Source organism: Ralstonia sp. VS2407 (assembly GCF_052950655.1).
In genome coordinates this window covers 79,923-100,109 of sequence record NZ_JBRFVG010000001.1, presented here as the reverse complement: position 1 = coordinate 100,109, position 20,187 = coordinate 79,923, and the positions used below count along the sequence as shown (strand labels likewise).

The window sequence follows — 20,187 nt, the reverse complement described above, 5'->3', positions numbered from 1 at the left end:
GTGGGCCGGAAATCAAACGTTATAGATGTCAGCCTTGTACTTAGCGAAATTCTCGGGACGAGTAAACCAGGCGATCGTCGCTGCAAGGCCATCGCGAATACTGTATTGGGGCTCGAACCCTGTCAGCTCGCGAATTTTCGTGTTATCACACCACAAGCGAAACACTTCCGATTTGCCAGGACGAATCCGCTGATCGTCAGTCAAAAACTCCACATCGCTGTTCATGAGTTCACGGATCAGATTCAGGGTATCGCCAACTGAAATCTCGAAATTCGAGCCGATATTCACGGTCTGGCCGATCGCTTCATCACACGCTGCAAGCGATACGAAGCCGCGACAAGTATCCGCCACGTAGTTGAAATCGCGAGTCGGGGTTACGTCGCCAAGCTGTATCTGTTTCTTGCCGCTAGCGATCTGGGTAATGATGGTAGGAATCACCGCGCGTGCGGACTGACGCGGGCCATAGGTGTTAAACGGCCGCGCAATGGTCAGCGGCAGATCAAACGCGTTGAAGAAGCTCATTGCCATCGCGTCAGCTCCGATCTTGGAGGCGCTGTAAGGTGACTGCGGCTGCAACGGATGCTTTTCATCTATAGGCACGTACTGCGCCGTGCCGTACACTTCACTAGTTGATGTGTGAATTACGCGCTTCACCCCGTTTTCCAGCGCCGCTTGGCAAATATTGAGCGTTCCCTTAACGTTAGTATCAACGTAGCTATCAGGCGCCACATAGGAATACGGGATAGCAATTAATGCAGCGAGGTGAAAGACGGTGTCAACACCTTTCGTGATGTACTTACAATAGTGCGGGTCACGTACATCTCCGTTTAACACCTCGATTTTGGCGCGGCAATTAACATCTTCAAGCCAGCCCCAATAATTGAAGGAGTTGTACTGACACAGAGCCTTGACCTTGTAGCCTTGTGTGACAAGCAGCTCCGTGAGATGAGATCCGATAAATCCGTCAGCCCCGGTAACTAAAACAGTTTTCATATGATCGATGTCCTTTTTCTGCCCGAAATTATTCGATTTTATTGACTTGGAAAAATCGCCTGGCTCACCATTCTGCACAGAAGCATCTTAATTCGCCTCAAATTCGCTTTTGAGCGCCTCGATTTCCGCCCTCAACGCCTCATACTCTTCCATCTTACGCTGCAGGAAGCGATGAGTAATGGCTGCCTTTTCAGCCAAACCACTTGGCGTCAGCACATAGACATAGCCAAACTTGTTTTTCGAATGGGCAAAATTCTTCATTTTCACCAACCCTTTCTCCGTGAGGGCTTTGAGGCAGTAGTTCAGTCCGCCAACGCTGATTCCCAATCTCTCTGCCAATTCGCGCTGAGTGATATCCGGGTTTTCTTGCAGGATGTGCATAACCCGGAAATAGGTGTCTTCCTGCAGTTTTGCTTGGCGACTTGTCATGAGATAGACGAGCGTCTTCTGTAAGATGCGATGGAAATTTGCGGGCACGCCATCATGGAGCCACATCACGCCCCACAAGCGGCGGCGGCCACAAAGTAAGGTTCTGTAAGAACTTGAACATTGTACTAACGCGAGACTGCAGGGTCTATACCGAATTACGGAATGTTTCGCGTTAGTTCGAATGCGTGCTGCATCGCTGAACTCCCAGCATCAGCGGGTGCACTGCCGACGTTTCCTATGCGACGCGCAATGACCAACTTAGAAGGTAGTGCTCTTCGGCGCACCCGGGACGATTAATGATGCATAACCACCTGTGATCGGTCCGCAGCACCACGAACGCACGACCAAACCCAGCAGACGGGAACGGCCACTCGAGGGGAAGCCGCATCCAAGCGTTTCCCCGGCGCGGCCGGTCACTCACAGCGTCCACGCACAATATCAATGCAATGGTTGCAGGCCGTCCCGGCGTGCATGCCAGTGCAGCGTGTGACTCACCGGCCCTTTTTAATAATCATCCATCGCGGAGATTTGAATCGAACGATACTCCAATAAAGCCAAACATAGACCACAACGAACATCGAAGTGAATACGTTCAATACCAATCTGTTATTCCAAAAAATCGTCGCGGGAATGACCGCCAACAAACTTAAAAGCCACAAATATGGCGCTGTCATCGAATTACGCCGCAACAGATGTTTGGCATCTCGACTTCCAATGGCCCACCGCATCAGTCTCTTGTACACGAGTGTATGCAGATGTACCCCATCAGGATACCCTGCAGGGCGCCCTCTCAACACTCGCCTCCGATAGATCGAAAAGAGGGTCTCAAATATCGGGTAAATGAACATCAGCACCGGATACCACGCAGAAACCGTCGGATTTCTCATAATTACAAGAACTGAGAGCTCCGCCATCATGAATCCAATGAGATAAGCCCCACCATCCCCCAGGAAAATCGTTCCGGCAGGATAGTTCCAAATAAAGAATCCTAGAATAGCACCAACAACTGCGAACGCAATCGTCAAAACCAGCACATCCCCAACCTGAAACGCAACATACGCTATCGACAACAGCATCAACATTGCCACCATCGACGCGAGTCCATTGAACCCATCAATGATATTTACTGCATTGGCAAGCCCAGCAACGGCAACGGACGTCAGAACAATTGCCACAATCGGAATCGCGAGATAAGCGTCCACCCATGCGATATCAACACGCGGAATCCATGCGTGAAGCAACCAGCTCGCCAGCAAGCCGGCAACCATTGTAGCGAGCAGCCTCTCTCTTGGCGAAACTTTCTTCGTTAAGTCCTCTATCAGTCCAGCAAGAAAGGCTACTGAAGCGCATATCACCAATAGCGCCATATCCCAAGCGAGACCTGGCTGCCCTCGGACTAGGCAGGTTCCGATAGCGCTCACAATGCCTAGGAAAATACCAATCCCTCCAACACGTGGTACCGGATGCGCATGATTCTTTTGCACTCCTCCGAGATCCCAGTCTGCGGAGAAATGTTCATGAAGATGCGCATGCCGAACCAGCATCATGGTACAAACAAAAGAAAGCGCAAAAGCAACAATTAAATTAATCACCCTTCCCTCGAATCAAATTTAATCATCATGAGCAATTCCATCTAATTCCCCCCCCAATCATCATCAAACCATGCCTTATGCCATATCGATTCTTCCCTATAGCGGCACACCCCAAAAAAAAGGGGATTCATCTCGCGGATAGCTGTTCAAGGAAGCTCAAGCCTCTCTTATCTTTCTCCGACAGCAGCGGAGCCAGTATTCCATGTTTTTGCAGCGGCCAGGCGATATCGAGACTTATATCATCCCATCGAATGCAACGCTCGAATTGGGGCGCGTAGTAGTCGGTAGTCTTGTAGATCAAATCGGCGATTTCAGAGAGAACGAGATAACCATGTGCAACGCCGGCAGGGGCCCATACTTGACGACGATTCTCTTCGGTGAGTTCAGTCGCAACCCAGCGACCCAGAGTCGGAGAATCCACTCGGATATCCACGACCACGTCAAAAACAGCGCCTCGCATTACTCGGACAAGCTTTCCCTGCGGTTGCTCAATTTGATAGTGGAGGCCCCGCAGCACACCCTTAGCGCTTTGACTATGATTGTCTTGGACGAATAACTCCGTGACGCCAGTGAGATCACCAAAAATCCTCTGGTTGAAACTCTCAAAAAAGAAACCGCGCGCGTCCTCAAAGACTTTAGGCTCAATAATCAGTACACCGTCGATTTCTGTAGATACCGCCTTCATCTAGAATTCCGTCGCCCGTCAGCAAGCATATGTATTGATACCGTCCGTCTTTGGTCCGTGAGTTAACCAATCTCTAATTCAAGAAAGAAGTTGGTCAAGCAAGTGGCAGATGCCGAGGTGCCAGTCCGGAAGGTAGAGATCAAATGCTTTGCGCAGTTTATGCGTATTCAGGCGCGAGTTTGCCGGACGTACGGCCGCCTGCGGATATGCGGATGAGGGAATGGCTTCGATGTCCGAAATATCGACTTTCAATTCGACGCCCCGCATAGCCGCATAGCGCAGCACTTCGGTTGCATAGCCGTACCATGTTGTCTCGCCACCAGCCGCTAAGTGATAAGTGCCGCAGGGGAAACTCGATCGGTCGGCTGCGAGCCAACGGCGCGCGACGATCTGTGCCGTCACGTCGGCGATCAGTCCCGCAGTGGTCGGCGCACCGAAATGATCAGAGATCACACGCAGATTTTTCTGTTCGCGGCCGAGCCTCAACATGGTCTTGGCGAAATTGTCGCCATGAGCGCCAGCCACCCACGAGGTCCGCAGCACCAACGCGGTGGCGCCCGTAGCCGCAATCGCCCGCTCGCCTGCGAGCTTGCTTCTGCCGTAGACGGACAACGGATTGACGGCATCTGTCTCAACATAGGCGTCAGCTTTGGCACCGTCAAAAACGTGGTCAGTACTGTAATGCACCAGCAAGCTGCCCAAGGCGTGCGCCTCTTCGGCCAGTATGCCTACGGCTACGCCGTTGACCGCGAAAGCAGCGTCCGAATCACTTTCTGCCCTGTCCACCGCAGTATAAGCAGCCGCATTGACGATCACGCCGGGACGATGCTCGCGAATCAATTGGCGCAGCACGTCGGGCTTGCTCAAATCACAGCCCGTCCGATCAAGCGCGATAACCTCCCCCAGCGGAGCAAAACTACGGCGAAGTTCAAAACCGACTTGGCCGTCGGATCCTGTGATCAGAAACTTCGGAATGGCATCCCCACTAAGATGCATATTGCTTCGCCATCCAGATTCGATACTCACCGGACATCACATCCTGCACCCAGGCTTGGTTATCCAGATACCACCGCACCGTCTTGCGGAGCCCGGTTTCGAACGTCTCGCTGGGCTTCCAGCCGATTTCGCGTTCCAGCTTGCGGCAGTCGACCGCGTAGCGACGATCGTGGCCCGGTCGGTCCTTCACAAACTTGATCTGGTCGTGGTACGAGCCCGCAGCTCGCGGTTTGAAGCGATCCAGCAGATCGCACAGTGCCTGAACCACTGCCAGAGTGGTCTTCTCGTTCCAGCCTCCAACGTTATACGTCTCGCCTACACGGCCGCGCGCCAGCACCCCGCGGAGGGCAGCACAATGATCGTCCACATATAGCCAGTCGCGCACGTTTTGTCCGTCCCCATAGACCGGCAGCGGTCTACCTCCGAGCGCGTTGGCAATCATCAGCGGCACCAACTTCTCCGGGAACTGATAGGGACCGAAGTTGTTGGAGCAGTTCGTTATCAGGATTGGCAAGCCATATGTATGGTGACACGCACGCACCAAATGATCTGCCGACGCTTTGGACGCTGAATACGGATTTGTGGGCGCATACGGCCTGGTTTCAGAAAACGGCGGATCGCCGGGTCCCAGTGAGCCGAAGACTTCGTCAGTCGAGACGTGCAAGAACCGAAATTGAGCCTTGCTGGCGACGTCGAGCTCGACCCAGTAGGTGCGGGCAGCTTCGAGCAGATTAAATGTGCCGATTACGTTCGTCCGGATGAAATCACCTGGGCTATCGATTGACCGGTCCACGTGACTCTCTGCCGCGAGATGGACGACGGCGCGCGGTCTGTACTGCGCGAAAAGACCATCGAGCGCGGAACGATCGCATATGTCCGCTTGCAAAAACACGTGCCTCCGATCGCCTTCTAACGACGCCAGCGTTTTGGGGGTAGCCGCATAGGTCAGCTTGTCGACATTCACGACTTCGTCCGCGTCAGGATTCGCCAGCCAATTCAGGACAAAGTTGCCGCCGATGAAACCGGCACCGCCGGTGACGAGGATGTGAGACAAAACTCTGTGCTCCTTGTTGCGGGCCCAGCCACGCGCATTGCCGTTCCGCGCAATATCCCCATCGGAGGGCACGGAATATTACAGACGATTGGAAGTGCCGTATTCTATCCGACCCCAAGGTAAGCCCCGCCGATAGGCGTCATCTTTTTGTAGCATGCTGTAACACAATTGAAGTCTTCGGCCCGGCGGTTCGCTGGGCGGTGACCTGCCTCTAAAAGCACAGTGTCTATCACCCCCCACGCCATCGGCGACCTCCAAGGCTGCTGCTCCCCCCTCCAGTCGCTGCTGGCCTCTCTCCCCGCCAACGCCCCGCTCCGCTTCGTCGGCGACCTCATCAACCGCGGCCCCGACTCGCTGGCTACGCTACGTCAGGTCATCGCCCTTTGCGAATCAGGACGCGCACACACCGTCCTCGGCAACCACGACATCCATCTGCTTGCGGTGGCGGCAGGCGTACGGAGACCCGGCAAGCGAGACACCATCGCCGACATCCTCTCCGCCCCCGATAGCGACCAACTCATCACCTGGCTACGACACCAGCCGCTGGCCATCTTCGAAAACAGCTTCCTGATGGTGCACGCCGGCGTCCTGCCTCAGTGGACAACAGGCGATGTGCTGGAGCTAGCCAGCGCGGTGGAGCGCGAGTTGCGTAGCCCACATTGGAAAACCTTCCTGGCCGATGCCTTCGGCAACCATCCGGCCAAGTGGAGCAACGATCTCGTCGGCATGGATCGGCTGCGTCTGACCATCAATGCTCTCACGCGCCTACGCTTCTGCAAGCCAGATGGCACGATGGAGTTCGAAACGACGGATGCCGATGGCGCGCCGGATGGCCACATGCCGTGGTTCGACGTGCCGGGCCGCCGCACACGCGGCACACCCATCGTGTTTGGGCATTGGTCCACACGCGGGCTCGTGATGCGCGACGATGTGATGGGCTTGGACACCGGCTGCGTGTGGGGGGGCAAGCTGACAGCGGCGAAGCTGTCGTTGGCGCCGGCCGGTCGTGACGTGGTCCAAGTGGATTGCGAGCAGGCGCAGGACCCGCTCGCGCACAAAAAGAAGTAGCCGTTTGACCTAGCCCGCGCGAGCGATCAGGGTCGCAACGGCGTCGTGGCTATGTGCGGCCAGCGCACGGCGGTCCATCTCCGGAGCCACGGCGGGGCCTACGAATACCTCGACCACCAACGGCGGCCCGTTCAGCATGGCGTTGATCGTGTCCATCATCGATAGATCGCCGATGTACGCGGGAATGGTCGTCAACGCGCCCGTCTCGGCAATGCGATACCGCAGCGCCAGTGGGCGGATTGGTGCGCCAGCACTGACGGGCGCCTGAAACAGGTTGGCGTGGAACGGCAGCAGCTGCAGCCCGTCAGACGTCGTGCCCTCGGGAAACACGCAAATGACATCGCCCGAACGCATCGCATCGGCAATGACGTGCATGATGCGATGCGCGTCGCGCTTACGGGCGCGCTCGACGAACAGCACGCCGGTCTGCGCACACAGCCAGCCAATCACCGGCCAGTTGCGAATCTCCGATTTGGCGACGAAGCGCGGCGGATACCAGCTGTTGATCGCATAGATGTCGATCCATGAGACATGGTTGGACACCAGCATGGAGCCCGCCAGTTCCTTGCCGGCGACCGTCTCGCCATGCACAACGAGCGAGACCCGGAACAACGCAAGCAGCTTGCGCGACCAGCGCTGGATCAGCCTCTGCTTGGTCTCAAGCTTGACCCACCAGAACAGTAGCGCGCACGTGATCAGACCTTCTGCCAGATGCACGAGCAATCGCAGCTTGCGCAGCACATGCTTGCGCTGCGGCGCGTTTCCCTCTGCGGGCACGCCTGCCATGTCCTGATCAATGCCCGTCATAGGCGAGATGGCCAGCAACCATCGTGGCACGTACGCGACCGGCCAGCTCAAAGCCCAGGTACGGCGAGTTCTTGCCTTGGCTGCGCAGGGTGCGCGGCTCGAGTTTCCAGGTCGCATCCGGATCGAACACGCACACATCCGCCATCGCACCCACTTCCAGCGAGCCTGCCTGCAGGCCCAATACGCGGGCGGGCTCGCTGGTGATGCGCGCCAGCGCCTTCGGCAGATCCACCTTGTGCTCGGCAGCCCAGCGCAGCGTGAGCGGCAGGAGGGTTTCGAGGCCGGTGGCGCCGGGGGTGGCCTCGGCAAACGGCAGCAGCTTTTCGTCGTCGTCCACGGGCGTGTGATCGGAGCAGATCGCGTCGATGGTGCCGTCGGCGAGCGCACGTACGATGCCATCACGATCGCGGCCCGAGCGCAGCGGCGGCACAAAGCGCATCTGCGAATTGAAGTAGCCGATGTCGACGTCGGTCAGGGAGATATGGTGGACGTTCACGTCACACGTGACCGGCAAACCTTCGGCCTTGGCGCGGCGCACGAGATCAATGCCGGCCGCCGACGACAGGCGGCAAAGATGCACACGCGCGCCCGTGCTGCGCATCAGCTCAAAAATGGTGTGCAGGCGTACGGTCTCGGCCATCACCGGCACCCCCGACAGGCCCAGGCGCGAAGCCAGCGGGCCGCTTGCAGCCACGCCACCCTTGCCCAGATACGGATCTTCCGGGCGCAGCCAGACGGTAAAGCCGAAGGTCTGCGCGTACTGCATGGCACGCATGAGCACCTGCGTATCGATGATCGGCGAGTCGGCTTGCGAGAAGCCCACGCAGCCCGATTCGGTCAATTCGGCCATCTCGGTCAGCACCGCGCCCTTCAGGCCGACGGTCAGCGCGCCGAGCGGATACACGTGCGCTTGGTTCAGGTTGCGCGCGCGAAACTTCAGCATCTCCACCAGGCCGGGTTCGTCCAGCACCGGATCGGTATCTGGCGGGCACACCAGCGAGGTTACGCCGCCGGCCATCGCCGCCGCCATCTCCGATTCGAGGGTGGCTTTGTATTCGAAGCCCGGCTCACGCAGGCGTGCGGACAGGTCAATCAGGCCTGGGCAAACAACCAGGCCCGTCGCGTCGATGGTCTTGTTGGCATGGAAATCCGCCGGCGCGTGGCCGACACCGACTACCTTGCTCGCCGCGATGTACAGATCCTGTTGTGCGTCGATACCGTTGGCCGGGTCGATCAGGCGGCCGCCTTTGATATGCAGTTTCATCGTTTCAAGTTTTTTTGAGATTGATGCAAAACGAAGCGAAGCGGTTCTGGCGGTTCGGCGCCGACGCAGACAGTACAAAAAGTACGGCAAGTCGGCGCCGGGCCGCCAGAATCGTTTTTCATCGATCTCAGTCGTTGTTGCCCGCCACGATGCCCATGACCGCCATACGGACCGCAATGCCGAACGTCACCTGATTCAGGATCACCGATTGCACGCCGTCTGCCACGGCGGAGTCGATCTCCACGCCACGGTTCATCGGGCCAGGGTGCATGACGATGGCGTCCGGCTTGGCCAGCGCCAGGCGGTCCTGCGTGAGACCGTAAGCCTTGAAGTATTCGTGCGCGGAGGGCAACAGCGCACCGCTCATGCGCTCGTTCTGCAGGCGCAACATGATGACCACGTCCACGCCCTTCAGGCCTTCTTCCATGTTGTGGAAGACGCGCACCCCCATGTGCTCCAGCCCGCCCGGCAGCAGCGTGCGCGGGCCGATGGCGCGCACTTCCGCGCAGCCCAGCGTCGTCAACGCATGGATGTCGGAGCGTGCGACGCGCGAATGCAGGATGTCGCCGACGATCGCCACCGTCAGATTGGAGAAATCCTTCTTGTAGTGGCGGATGGTGTACATGTCGAGCAGCCCCTGCGTGGGGTGCGCATGACGGCCATCGCCAGCATTGATGACGTGCACGTGCGGTGCGACGTGCTCGGCGATCAGGTACGGCGCACCCGAACTGGCATGCCGGACGACAAACATGTCCGCCTGCATCGCCGACAGATTGTTGATCGTGTCGAGCAGCGATTCACCCTTGCTGGTGGACGACGCATTGATGTTCAGGTTGATCACGTCTGCCGACAGCCGCTTGGCCGCGATCTCGAACGTGGTGCGCGTGCGCGTGGAGTTCTCGAAGAACAGGTTGAACACACTCTTGCCGCGCAGCAGCGGCACCTTCTTCACTTCGCGGTCGGAATCCGATACGGAGACGAACTGCTGCGCGGTGTCCAGCACGTGCGTGAGGATGTCGCGCGACAGCCCCTCGATCGACAGCAGATGCTTGAGCTCGCCGTTTTTCGTGAGCTGCGGGTTGGCAAAAGTCTTGGGCATGAGAAACGAAGGGCGACGAGGTCAGTACAGGTCCGGTCAAAGCGGGCGCGGTGCGGGGCGCGAACTCAAGCGCCCTTGGGCTCGCGCGTGAAGGTGAAGCGGGCGGAAGCGCCCTCGCCGGTTTCGCTCAGCACGAGCGATTCGTCGGGCGGCAGCGTGATGCGTTCACCGATGTAATCGGGGGCAACGGGCAGTTGACGTTCACCGCGATCGACCAGCACGGCCAGCTCGACCGCCGCCGGACGCCCGTAGTCGAACAGTTCGTTGATGGCCGCGCGGATGGTGCGGCCGCTGGCCAGCACGTCGTCCACCAGCAGGATGCGGCGCTCGTTCACGTCGAACGGCAGCGTGGTCGGCTGCGCCTTGGCGTGCAGGCCCTTCTTGGCGTAGTCGTCGCGGTGCATCGCAACGTTGACGACGCCGTATTCGGGCAGACCAAGGTCATGTGCCAGCCGCTTGGCGATCCAGGCGCCGCCGCTGACAATGCCGGCCACCGACCAGGTATGGCCGTCTGCCAGCCGCGTGCGCAGTTGTGCAACGAGGCTCTGGTACAGCGCCTCGGCATCGATCTGTTGCGATGTCATGCGTGTTCGTCGAAAAACTGTTGGAGGATGATGCGCGCGGCTTCTGCGTCGAGCACATCGTCGGAGGCACCGGCGTCCTGCGCGGCGATCGACGAATAACGCTCGTCCACCCAGGTAACCGGCAGGCCATAGCGGCCGTGCAATTGATTGCCGAAGCGCTTGGCAAGCTTGATCATCGGCTGCTCTTCACCGTCGGGGTGAACAGGCATGCCGACCACGAAGCCAACCGGCTGCCATTCGCCCACCAGCCGGCTGATCTGTGCGAACCGGAAATCGATCGAGCGGTTCGGAATGGTTTCCAGCGCCCGTGCAGAGCGCGTGATGGAGTTACCCAGCGCCACGCCGATGCGTTTTTCGCCGTAATCGAATGCCAGCAAGGTGCCCTCTGCGGGCACGGAAGGGGTGGCCGGACGCGCCGGCTCAGGCATGCCCGGCCTCGCCCGACAGCATGGCGGGGTTGATACCGAGCAGGTTCAGCGCCGCGGCAAACCGCTCTTCGGCAGGCACGTTGAAGATGATCTCGGGATCCGCCTGGACGGTCAGCCAGCCGTTGCGGCTGATTTCGTCTTCCAGTTGGCCGGCGCTCCAGCCGGCATACCCGAGGGTGAGGATGAAGCGGTGCGGGCCGGCACCTTGGGCGACGGCTTCGAGGACATCCTTGGAGGTGGTCATTTCCAGCCCGCCCGGCACCGCCAGCGACGACGAATACGCGCCCGTGGCGTCGTGCAGCACGAAGCCGCGCTCGGTCTGCACCGGGCCGCCGTAATACACGGATTGCTCTGCGAGGGGATGGATTTCGAGCTTGAGATCGATCTTGTCGAACAGCGTCGCCAGGTCGATGTCGATGGGGCGGTTGATCACGAGCCCGAGCGCACCGCGCTCGTTGTGCTCGCACATGTACACGACCGCGCCCGAAAACGTGGAATCCGCCATGCCGGGCATAGCGATCAGGAACTGATTCGTGAGATTGATAAGTGCGTCAGGCGAGGCCATGGGAGGAGTTTACCAAAAGCCCCCGGCCGCCGCCCCTCTCATTTGGAGGAATCGACCCTCGGCGCAAGGTTTTTTGCGTGTGCGCATTGTGGCGCTTTAGGCACTCGCCGCGCCTGCGTGCGGCGGCGTGGTGTTCAGCGCCTCCAGATCTGCGGCTTCCAGCCAGCGCCATTCACCTGGTGCCAGATCGCCCAGCGACAACCCGCCGATGGCGCTGCGGTGCAATCCGGCCACGTGGTTACCGGCGGCCGCCACCATGCGTTTCACTTGGTGGTATTTGCCTTGCGTGAGCGCCATGCGCAGGTGGTGCGTATCGACACGCTCCGCCCAGGCGGCGGCAACGTTTTCATTCTCGTCAGCCAGCAGCACGCCGGCGCACAACTGGGCGATCTGCGCATCGGCTACGGGCTCGGCGGTGGTGATCTCGTACACCTTGGGCACCTGGTGGCGCGGGCTCGTGATGGTGTGAACGAACTGGCCGTCGTCGGTGAGCAGCAGCAGGCCCGTGGTGTCCTGGTCAAGCCGCCCGACGCATTGCACAGCGCGCTCGCGCAGCGGCACCGGCAGCAGCGTGTACACGCTCGGATGGTGTTTCGGCTTTTGCGAGCACTCCACGCCGGCCGGCTTGTTGAGCATCAAATAGGCGCGGGCATGGTATGCCCAGCGCTCGCCGTCGACATCCAGCACCAAGCCAGCCGTATCCACGAGCGCGTCAGGGCTTTCCATCTCGACGCCGTTGATGAATACCAACCCCGCGAGCACGAGGTCCTTGCAATAGCGGCGCGTGCCGAAGCCCTGGGATTGCAGGATGCGATACAGCGGAAGACGAGAAGAATCAGCCATGACAACAACGTGAACAAGACAAAAAGGGGCGATTTTTGCGATACGCTCGGCCGGTCAAAAGAGCAACCGATTCCAGCCGATGCCCTCCACCGCCCCAATCCGCCAGCCGTACAACATCGGAGCACACTTCCAGCGCGGTCTGGTGTGGTTCCGGCGCGATCTGCGGCACTTCGACCACGCGGCGCTGCATTATGCCTTGCGCCACTGCCGCGAAGTCTATTGCGTGTTCGTATTCGACCGCGACATCCTCGACGCGCCGCTTGCGCGGGGGCTCAAGGCCGACCGCCGTATCGAGTTCATCCGCGCGTCCATCGAGGAACTGCGCAGCGCCTTGCGCGAGGCCGGCGGCGACCTCATCGTCGTGCATGACCACCCCCGCCAGGCGATTCCCGAGATCGCGCGCGAGCTCAATATCGAAGCCGTCTTCGCTAACCACGATGAAGAGCCTTCCGCACAGGCCCGCGATGAAGCCGTGCGCAAAGTGCTGGCCCAGCAGCCGTGCGCCTGGTTCGACTTCAAGGATCAGGTGATCTTCGAGCGCGACGAAATCCTGAACGGACAAGGCAAACCGTACGGCGTTTTCACGCCTTACAAGAACGCGTGGTTAGCCGCGCTGACGCCGTTCGACTTGCGCGCGTATCCGACAGAGCCGTACTTCAGTGCGCTGGCCAAGCCGCCGCAGGCGCTTGCGTACGCCACGCCTGCGCTGGAAGCGATGGGCTTTGCGCCTACCAATTTGTCGGAGATTGCCCTGCCCACCGGCATGTCGGGCGGCCAGGCTTTGCTCGACGAGTTTGAGGAGCGCATGGACGACTACCATGCGCGCCGCGACTTTCCGGCCGTGCGCGGCCCAAGCTATCTGTCAACGCATCTGCGCTTTGGCACCGTATCGATCCGCACGCTGGCAGCGCGTGCCCACGCCGCCATGCTGCGCGGCAGCCGAGGGGCGGCGACGTGGCTGTCGGAGCTGGTCTGGCGCGACTTCTATTTCATGATCCTGCACCACCGGCCGGACTTGGCCGACGGCGCCGCATTCCACCCGGAATTCGATCGCATCCGCTGGGTAGACGGCGACACCGGCGACGCGCGCTTCGAAGCCTGGAAGGCCGCGCGCACCGGTTACCCGCTGGTGGACGCCGCCATGCTGCAAATCTTCCAGAGCGGCTACATGCACAACCGCCTGCGCATGGTGGCGGCCAGTTTTCTCATCAAGGACCTTGGCATCGACTGGCGACGCGGCGAGCAGTATTTTGCCGACGTGCTCAACGATTTCGACTTCTCCGCCAACAACGGCGGCTGGCAATGGGCGGCCTCCAGCGGGTGTGACGCACAACCGTGGTTCCGCATCTTCAACCCCGTCACGCAATCGGAGAAGTTCGACCCGCAGGGCCGCTTCATCCGCAAGTACCTGCCGCAGCTGGCAAAGCTGCCTGACAAGTACATCCACGCGCCATGGACGGCACCCGCCAATGTGCTGAGGGACGCGGGCGTTGCGTTGGGCGAGACGTATCCCTTGCCGATCGTCGATCATGCCGCCGCGCGCGCAGCGACGCTCGACCGCTATGCCGTCACCAAGGTGCATCGCACATCCGGCGCCGAGGCGGCGGCACTGAGCAAAGACAGCGAAGGCGATTGAAGATCGCCACGCACCAACGACAACGGGCCGGTGTTCTACCGGCCCGTTATTGTTTCTGCGATGCGCGTCAGCCTGCGTTGGCCGCCGGCGCACGCTCGCCGATGAGGTTGCGCAGATGCCGAAGCAATTCCTCTTCGTTGTACGGCTTGCCCAGGTAGACGTTCACACCAATCTCCGCGGCGTAGCGGCGATGTTTGTCCGCAGTACGCGAGGTGATCATGATGATCGGCGTGGCGCCGATACGTTCGTCCGCACGCACGTTGCGCGTAAGGTCGAAGCCGTCCATGTGCGGCATTTCGATGTCGACGAGCATCGCGTCGGGCGTGACCTCCTGCAACTGGCGCAGCGCGTCCACACCGTCGCGCGCGAGCACGGCCTGGTAGCCGGAGCGCGTGAGCAGACGCTGCGTGACCTTGCGCACCGTGAGCGAATCGTCGACCACCATGACGATTGGCTGTGTGGCCAAGCCCGGCACGGCGTCGGTGCTGCCGTCGCGGTGCAGCTCGGCTACGGCGCCCGTCGCTTCCTGATCGGACAGGCCACGCACAGCGGCTTCGCGCTCGAAGCGCTGCGTGAGCACCACGGGGTTGTAGATCAGCACGATCTCGCCGTCGCCCAGCGTGGTCGCACCGGCAATACCCTCCAGACGCGCAAGGTGCGGGCCGATGTGCTTGACCACCACTTCGCGGTTGCCGATCACTTCGTCGACGTGCACGGCGGCGCGCTCGGCACCGTTGCGCACCACCACGGCCGGCGAGTACTTGCGCCCGCCCGTGACGGACTTCGCTTCTTCGAGCAGCGCGCCAAAGTAGTGGAACGGCACGGGGCCGGTCGGCAATTGCAATGCAGCTGCGTTGTACGCCTCGGCCAGCGCCTGCGGACGCAGTTGCTGCACGTGGTCGATCATGCCCGACGGAATCGCATACACGCGCTCGCTCACACGCACCAGCAGCACCTGCGTAATGGCAGTGGTCAGCGGCAAGTGGATGGTGAAACGCGTGCCGACTTCCGGCGTGGTCTGCAACGAAATCCGGCCGCCCAGGGCGACGGTTTCGGCACGCACCACGTCCATGCCGACGCCACGGCCGGCCAGCTCGGACACCTGATCCGCCGTGGAGAAGCCCGGCGTGAAGATCATCTCGGTGAGGCGCGCGTCGCTGGCCTCCTCGTCGGGCGCCAGAAGCTGGCGCTCCAGTGCGCGGGCGCGAATGCGGTCGAGGTTCAGCCCGGCACCATCGTCGACGAAATGCAGCACGACTTCGTTGCCTTCCTGCTGCACTTCAAGCGTCAGTTCGCCAGCGGGATTCTTGCCCTTGGCGCGGCGCTCGTCGGCGGATTCAATGCCATGTGCGACGGCGTTGCGGATCATGTGTTCCAGCGGGCCGCCCATGCGATCCAGCACGCTGCGATCCAGTTCCACCGTACCGCCCTTGATGAACAGCCGGACTTCCTTGCCGGTTTCCGACGCGGCCTGGCGGGCCACGCGATACAGACGGTCGGCCACGGTATCGAACTGCACCATGCGCGCGCGCATCAGGCTGCGCTGCAGGCCGCGCGTGAGGCGCGCCTGCGTTTCCAGATCGAGCGATGCCTGATCGAAACCACGGAACAAGTTCTGCTGCACCGTTGCCACGTCATTGACGGACTCGGCCATCATCCGCGTGAGTTCCTGCAAGCGCGTGAATCGGTCGAACTCCAGCGGATCGAACGACTCGTCGTGGGCAGCCGCATCGGCAATGCGCGACTCCATCTGCGTTTCGGCCTGAATCTCGATCTCGCGCACCTGCGAGCGCAAACGCGCCACGTTGTCGTTCAGTTCCGACAGATAGGTCTTGAGCGCATCGACTTCCGACTCCAGACGCGCACGCGCCGCACCGACTTCACCCGCATCGTTGATGAGCGAATCAAGCGCACGCGCCTGCACGCGCACCATCGCGCGCTGGCGTTCGGCCACTTCCAGCGCTTCGGCTTCTGGGCTGCGCGTGCCGGTCAGATCCACGCTCGTCGAGACCGCAACCGCCGGCAGCATCGATGCGGAGGACGATGCCTGCGCGTCGGCGGCCGTCTGCTGCGCATCGGCTGCGTCGGCAAGGCCGGCATCGAGCGGTAGCAGGTTGCCCGCGCCCAGTGCATCGACGTGCGCCTGAATGCGGTCAAACCAGACGTAGAGCTTGCGGAACAGCGCGTCGTCCACGCGGTTCTGGCGCAGGCCGCCTTCAATGGTGCTTTCCATTTCGTGCGCGGCCTGACCCAGCGTCATGGCACCGGCCATGCGCGCACTGCCCTTGACGGTGTGCAGATTGCGCAGCAGCAAGCCAGCGGCATTGCGGTCCTGCGGCGCGGCTTCCCACGCGCGCAGGTGCTGGCCCAGCTCGGGCAGCGCAACGTGCGCTTCCTCCAGGAAGATTTCCAGCAGCGCCGGGTCGAGCGCGTCGGCCGGTGCCTGGCGAACCAGCTCACCCACGGCCGGCTCGGCAACCGGCGACTCGTGCACCGGCACCAGAGACCGCACGAACGTCGGTGTGACTTCCGCTGGCTCAAACCCGGGCTCGCCGGCCAGTCCAGCGGTTTCGTTCTCGGCCTGTTCGGCTTCGGCAAAGGCGGCGGGCGCCGGCTCCAGCGGCAGGCGCGGACGCACGAGCAGGCGCTCGCACAGTTCGTCGAGGCTGCGGCGCATCGCCTCGTCAGCTTCCGGCCAGAGGCTGGCGGCGAATTGATGCAGCATGCCGCGCATGCGCTCGATGGATTGATCGAGCAGGCGGAAGTCGCCCGGATGCATCGCCACCGGTCGGCTATTCAGGTTCAGCAGCACCTGCTCCAGCGCACCAGCCAACTGGCGCACGGGCTCCAGTTCGACCACGGCGGAGCTGCCTTGCAGCGTGTGCGCGGCGCGCAGTGCCAGCTCGCTCGGCGGCGTGCGGCCTTCATGGCGCCACTCCGAGAAATCCACGCCCAGGCGGCGAATCAGATCGTCGGCTTCCTGCAGGTAGACGTTGTACAGCGCCACGCTGATGCGGACCGGACCAATCTCCTTCACGCCGTCGTCGTGCGGGGCTTCCTCCGGTTCGCCGGTCTGCGCGAACGGGAACGGGATCACCTTGGCGTCGGCATCGGCATCGGCGGCAACCGGTTCAGCGGCAGCTTCCTGATGGGACGCTTCGACGTGCCCTGCGACCGGCTCGACTGCCTCATGCTCGACCGCCGGTGCGATGGCCTCGGGCATTGGCGCGTCGACTTCGGGCAGTGCAGGTTCGTCATCCCACGTGAGCGCGACGGCTTCTTCGGCTTCTGCAACAGGCGCATCCGGTGCAGCCGACTCCATCGGCTGCACCGCGTGGGTGTCCTGCAATGTGGGTTCCGCAGCCGGTGCTTCAGGTGTTTGCGGCTCAACGTGCTCGGGAGCGGCCTGCGCTTCAGGCACGGCTTCCAGCCACACGAACGGGCCGCCATGGCGCACACGCTCGGCGGCCGCGACCAGCGGTTCGATGGCGTGATCGGCTTGCGGCGATTGCGCAATCGCGGCGGCCCACGTCGACAGCTCCGACTCAGCGCGCGTGAGCAGCGCTGCCAGGTCATGCGTCGGCACGCGGCTCTCGGCCAGCCAGACGTTCATCACCTGCTCGATGGCCCAGGCGGCTTCGCCATAGCGCGTGAGGCCAACCATGCGGCCCGAGCCCTTGAGCGTGTGGAACGCGCGGCGCAGTTGCGTAAGCAAGTCCAGGTCGGGGCCGGCAGCCAAACCGCCCGTGCCCATGTCGGCAGCGGCCTGCAGGCCATGCAGATCGGCACGCACGCCGGCCAGCACTTCTTCGGCCTCAGACAGGAAGATGTCGAGCAGCTCGGCATCGATGGATTGGGTATCCCGCACGGCTGCAGGCGCGGCGGCGGCTGCGGCGGCAGGCACGGCAGCCGGTGCCGCCAATGCAGCCTGCATGCGCTCCAGCGCGCCGGCACTGCCGACCTGCCAGGCATCGAACTGGGCCAGCGCCTCTTCCAGGCGACGGCGGCGAGCCGGATCGTCGTCGATGGCGGCGGCGTCGCGCGCCTCCTGCAGCGCGCTGCGCAACTCGGCAGCCAGCGGGTCGGTCGGGTCGACCGGTTGCTTGGCCAGCAGACGATCGAGCAGCGATTGCAGCGGCGATGCGGCATCGGCATTGGCCACGTCCGCGCCGGCAAGCGTTTCGGATTGCGGCTCGCGCCGGGCCAGCATCCCGGATTCGGTATCGAAGGCGAACTCGCGCCATGCGGTTTCGCGCTCGGTCGGCGTTAGCTGCCCTTCGATGACGATCTCGTCGACCTGGCCGCCGGTCAGTTCCGTGCCGGCCGACAGCGCGTCGAGCAATGCCTGCAGGCCACTGACGTTGGCAGCCAGCGCAGCCAGGTAGCGTTCGCGATCGGCAGTTGCGCCGTCGCCCGCGGCCTGCAACGCGTTGATGGTCGATTGCGCAGCTTCGGTGGCGTGCACAGCCTCATAGGCGTCGAGCGCGGCAAACGCACTTTGCATTTCGCCAAACAGGCGCGTGGCTTCTTGCAGGCCGCCGCTTTCTTCGCCCTCACGCTCGAACGCGTCGAGGTGCGTTTCGGCAGAGGCCAGGAGTGTTTGCAGTGCGCGAACCTGCTCGGCGCGCACGCGGCGTTGTGCGGCCTCTTCGGCCAGCAGCGTGAGCCATGCGGGTGCCGGCACGGCGTGACCGTCTTGTGTGGCGCGGGTGCGTTCGGCCAGTTCGCTGCAGCGGGCGGCAAACCACGCGCTGCGCAAGTCGCCGGATTCACCATGCACGGCCCACGGGCGTGCAAGCATGCGCGAGAGGAATTGCAGCGTGGGTGCAACGTCCTGCCCGGCAGTCTCGGTCAGTCGGTTCGACAGGTCAGACAGGGCCGGCTGGCCGAGCGCATCGGCATGCAGCGCAAGCGTCTGCAGCGCGGCATCGAGTTCGTCCGCAGCCGGTGCGGGCTGTTGACTGAGCGTTTCGAGCGAGCGGCCAACGCGTTGCAGCGTGTCGCTGGCGTCCGTCGGCAGCAGCGCGTAATACTGGCGCGTATGCAGTGCGCCAGCCGGTGCGTGCGTGGGCGGAATCGCAAAGGCCTCAACACAGGCCACGATATCCGGGCCGAGCGTGTCGTCGCCCACCGGCGTTGCGGGCGCGTTGCTGTAGGCCATGCCGGCCAGCAGGTAAAGCGCGTCGGTCAGCAGGCCTTGCGGCAGGTGGACGTTGTTGTGCGAGTACTGGCGCAGCAGCAGGTTGACGCGTGCCGCCAAACGCTTGGCGGTCATGTCGGCCGGCACCAGGCCGGCACGCAAGGCGCCAAAGGTCAGGGCAAGCACCAGCCACAGATCACGCTGCAGATCATCTCCGGTGCGGCGCGGCTCGCGCTCGAGCGCGCGAATGCCATGCAGCAGCTCTTCCAGCGGCGCATAGGCAGCAGCAGCGGCGGACGGGTCCACCTGCGCACCATCGGCGTTGGAAGCCGGTGCGCGCAGCGCGGTCAGCAACGCGAGTTCGAACTTGCGGCGCAGGCGTGCCAGCCCTGGCAGATCGCGCGAGGGCAGCAGCAGCGCCGGGAGATGGCGCAGTTCATCAGCCCACAGGTCAGCCGGGTGGATGCGCTCTTCGCCCAGACGGGCGAGCACGGCTTGATACGGTTGGAACAGGCGCAGCGGCTCTTCGGCCATGCCGGCCATCAGGTCGGCCACGTATTCCTGCAAAGCCTGCACCGCGCGCGAGAACACGTCCAACGTCTGCACATCGGCGGCTACAGAGCCGGCATCAACGGCTTCGAGCAGGCGCTTGGCGGCCTGGCAATACACGTCGACACCACGCAGGCCGACGATCAGCAGCGCGCCGGCAGCCTGGTGCAGATACTGGCCAGCCAGACGCAGCGAGGTCGTATCGCGCGCACCGATGACTTCCGGATTGGCGATGACCTCGGCCGCGTATTCGCCGAACTCGCGCACTGCATCGTCCAGCGCAGCGCGCATGTTGGGCGCGACCCACGCCAGTGCGGAGAGGTCACGCGCGGGCACGGCAGCTTTCGGACGAACCGCAGGGGCCCCGATCGCCTCAAGCGAGACAGGATGGGACTGGGCGGGCTCGGCGGCAGATTGATGACGCATGTGTGCTTCCAAAAAGCAGGTGGCGGTTG

Annotated in this window: 16 protein-coding genes; 2 read left to right on the top strand and 14 right to left on the bottom strand. The window is 62.0% G+C overall.

Annotated elements, in window-relative coordinates; all coding sequences use genetic code 11:
• Nucleotides 1-12 precede the first annotated feature (12 nt).
• The 6 genes from ACU8YE_RS00460 to rfbB all read right to left on the bottom strand — a co-directional run bounded on the left by ACU8YE_RS00460 (nt 13) and on the right by rfbB (nt 5,749).
• Nucleotides 13-993 carry an NAD-dependent 4,6-dehydratase LegB gene (locus ACU8YE_RS00460; RefSeq protein ID WP_446927879.1) on the bottom strand — a complete coding sequence of 327 codons (981 nt, stop codon included), beginning with the start codon at nt 991-993 and terminating at the stop codon, nt 13-15.
• Between the two features lie 87 nt (nt 994-1,080).
• Nucleotides 1,081-1,488 carry a MarR family EPS-associated transcriptional regulator gene (locus ACU8YE_RS00455; protein ID WP_446927878.1) on the bottom strand — a complete coding sequence of 136 codons (408 nt, stop codon included), beginning with the start codon at nt 1,486-1,488 and terminating at the stop codon, nt 1,081-1,083.
• Between the two features lie 425 nt (nt 1,489-1,913).
• The gene (locus tag ACU8YE_RS00450; protein ID WP_446927877.1) at nt 1,914-3,014 is read right to left on the bottom strand and encodes an MraY family glycosyltransferase; all 1,101 of its coding nucleotides are present in this window, start codon (nt 3,012-3,014) and stop codon (nt 1,914-1,916) included.
• Between the two features lie 127 nt (nt 3,015-3,141).
• Complete coding sequence (gene rfbC / locus ACU8YE_RS00445; protein WP_446927876.1) at nt 3,142-3,699, bottom strand: dTDP-4-dehydrorhamnose 3,5-epimerase; 558 nt, start codon at nt 3,697-3,699, stop codon at nt 3,142-3,144.
• 78 nt (nt 3,700-3,777) lie between these two features.
• A complete protein-coding gene (gene rfbD, locus ACU8YE_RS00440; RefSeq protein WP_316878528.1) occupies nt 3,778-4,695 on the bottom strand; it encodes a dTDP-4-dehydrorhamnose reductase in 918 nt (305 codons plus the stop codon).
• Nucleotides 4,685-5,749 carry a dTDP-glucose 4,6-dehydratase gene (gene rfbB, locus ACU8YE_RS00435; RefSeq protein ID WP_446927875.1) on the bottom strand — a complete coding sequence of 355 codons (1,065 nt, stop codon included), beginning with the start codon at nt 5,747-5,749 and terminating at the stop codon, nt 4,685-4,687. The genes rfbD and rfbB overlap by 11 nt, the downstream gene beginning before the upstream one ends.
• 222 nt (nt 5,750-5,971) lie before the next feature.
• Here rfbB and ACU8YE_RS00430 point away from each other — a divergent pair, with 222 nt between their 5' ends.
• Nucleotides 5,972-6,817 (top strand): symmetrical bis(5'-nucleosyl)-tetraphosphatase, encoded by an 846-nt coding sequence (locus ACU8YE_RS00430; protein WP_446927874.1) that lies wholly within the window; start codon nt 5,972-5,974, stop codon nt 6,815-6,817.
• A 9-nt stretch (nt 6,818-6,826) separates the two neighbouring features.
• Here ACU8YE_RS00430 and ACU8YE_RS00425 read toward each other — a convergent pair whose 3' ends face one another.
• From ACU8YE_RS00425 to ACU8YE_RS00395, 7 genes are all read right to left on the bottom strand, one after another.
• Complete coding sequence (locus ACU8YE_RS00425; protein ID WP_446927873.1) at nt 6,827-7,624, bottom strand: lysophospholipid acyltransferase family protein; 798 nt, start codon at nt 7,622-7,624, stop codon at nt 6,827-6,829.
• Nucleotides 7,611-8,888 (bottom strand): dihydroorotase, encoded by a 1,278-nt coding sequence (locus ACU8YE_RS00420; RefSeq protein ID WP_232042164.1) that lies wholly within the window; start codon nt 8,886-8,888, stop codon nt 7,611-7,613. The genes ACU8YE_RS00425 and ACU8YE_RS00420 overlap by 14 nt, the downstream gene beginning before the upstream one ends.
• Nucleotides 8,889-9,015: 127 nt before the next feature.
• Nucleotides 9,016-9,987, bottom strand: a complete 972-nt coding sequence (locus ACU8YE_RS00415) for an aspartate carbamoyltransferase catalytic subunit (protein WP_446927872.1) — start codon at nt 9,985-9,987, stop codon at nt 9,016-9,018.
• Between the two features lie 65 nt (nt 9,988-10,052).
• Entirely contained in the window at nt 10,053-10,571 is a 519-nt protein-coding gene (gene pyrR / locus ACU8YE_RS00410; RefSeq protein WP_446927871.1) for a bifunctional pyr operon transcriptional regulator/uracil phosphoribosyltransferase PyrR, read from the bottom strand.
• Nucleotides 10,568-10,999 (bottom strand): Holliday junction resolvase RuvX, encoded by a 432-nt coding sequence (ruvX, locus tag ACU8YE_RS00405; protein WP_260802910.1) that lies wholly within the window; start codon nt 10,997-10,999, stop codon nt 10,568-10,570. Before ruvX ends, pyrR begins: the two co-directional genes overlap by 4 nt.
• A complete protein-coding gene (locus ACU8YE_RS00400; protein WP_232042161.1) occupies nt 10,992-11,564 on the bottom strand; it encodes a YqgE/AlgH family protein in 573 nt (190 codons plus the stop codon). Before ACU8YE_RS00400 ends, ruvX begins: the two co-directional genes overlap by 8 nt.
• A 96-nt stretch (nt 11,565-11,660) precedes the next feature.
• A complete protein-coding gene (locus ACU8YE_RS00395; RefSeq protein ID WP_316878212.1) occupies nt 11,661-12,407 on the bottom strand; it encodes a pseudouridine synthase in 747 nt (248 codons plus the stop codon).
• Nucleotides 12,408-12,486: 79 nt separating this feature from the next.
• Here ACU8YE_RS00395 and ACU8YE_RS00390 point away from each other — a divergent pair, with 79 nt between their 5' ends.
• Nucleotides 12,487-14,043, top strand: coding sequence for a cryptochrome/photolyase family protein (locus ACU8YE_RS00390; RefSeq protein ID WP_446927870.1), 1,557 nt, complete (start codon nt 12,487-12,489; stop codon nt 14,041-14,043).
• Between the two features lie 67 nt (nt 14,044-14,110).
• Here the strand turns inward: ACU8YE_RS00390 and ACU8YE_RS00385 are convergent, their stop codons facing one another.
• Nucleotides 14,111-20,158 (bottom strand): Hpt domain-containing protein, encoded by a 6,048-nt coding sequence (locus ACU8YE_RS00385; RefSeq protein ID WP_446927869.1) that lies wholly within the window; start codon nt 20,156-20,158, stop codon nt 14,111-14,113.
• Nucleotides 20,159-20,187: the final 29 nt, after the last annotated feature.

Bases quoted from the DNA above. Each gene is read 5' to 3' on its own strand.
- rfbC (WP_446927876.1), bottom strand. From the start codon at position 3,699: ATGAAGGCGGTATCTACAGAAATCGACGGTGTACTGATTATTGAGCCT.
- ACU8YE_RS00385 (WP_446927869.1), bottom strand. From the start codon at position 20,158: ATGCGTCATCAATCTGCCGCCGAGCCCGCCCAGTCCCATCCTGTCTCG.
- ACU8YE_RS00420 (WP_232042164.1), bottom strand. From the start codon at position 8,888: ATGAAACTGCATATCAAAGGCGGCCGCCTGATCGACCCGGCCAACGGT.
- ACU8YE_RS00460 (WP_446927879.1), bottom strand. From the start codon at position 993: ATGAAAACTGTTTTAGTTACCGGGGCTGACGGATTTATCGGATCTCAT.
- pyrR (WP_446927871.1), bottom strand. From the start codon at position 10,571: ATGACATCGCAACAGATCGATGCCGAGGCGCTGTACCAGAGCCTCGTT.
- ACU8YE_RS00400 (WP_232042161.1), bottom strand. From the start codon at position 11,564: ATGGCCTCGCCTGACGCACTTATCAATCTCACGAATCAGTTCCTGATC.
- rfbD (WP_316878528.1), bottom strand. From the start codon at position 4,695: ATGCATCTTAGTGGGGATGCCATTCCGAAGTTTCTGATCACAGGATCC.
- ACU8YE_RS00425 (WP_446927873.1), bottom strand. From the start codon at position 7,624: ATGACGGGCATTGATCAGGACATGGCAGGCGTGCCCGCAGAGGGAAAC.
- ACU8YE_RS00395 (WP_316878212.1), bottom strand. From the start codon at position 12,407: ATGGCTGATTCTTCTCGTCTTCCGCTGTATCGCATCCTGCAATCCCAG.
- ACU8YE_RS00455 (WP_446927878.1), bottom strand. From the start codon at position 1,488: ATGTGGCTCCATGATGGCGTGCCCGCAAATTTCCATCGCATCTTACAG.
- ACU8YE_RS00415 (WP_446927872.1), bottom strand. From the start codon at position 9,987: ATGCCCAAGACTTTTGCCAACCCGCAGCTCACGAAAAACGGCGAGCTC.
- ACU8YE_RS00390 (WP_446927870.1), top strand. From the start codon at position 12,487: ATGCCCTCCACCGCCCCAATCCGCCAGCCGTACAACATCGGAGCACAC.
- ruvX (WP_260802910.1), bottom strand. From the start codon at position 10,999: ATGCCTGAGCCGGCGCGTCCGGCCACCCCTTCCGTGCCCGCAGAGGGC.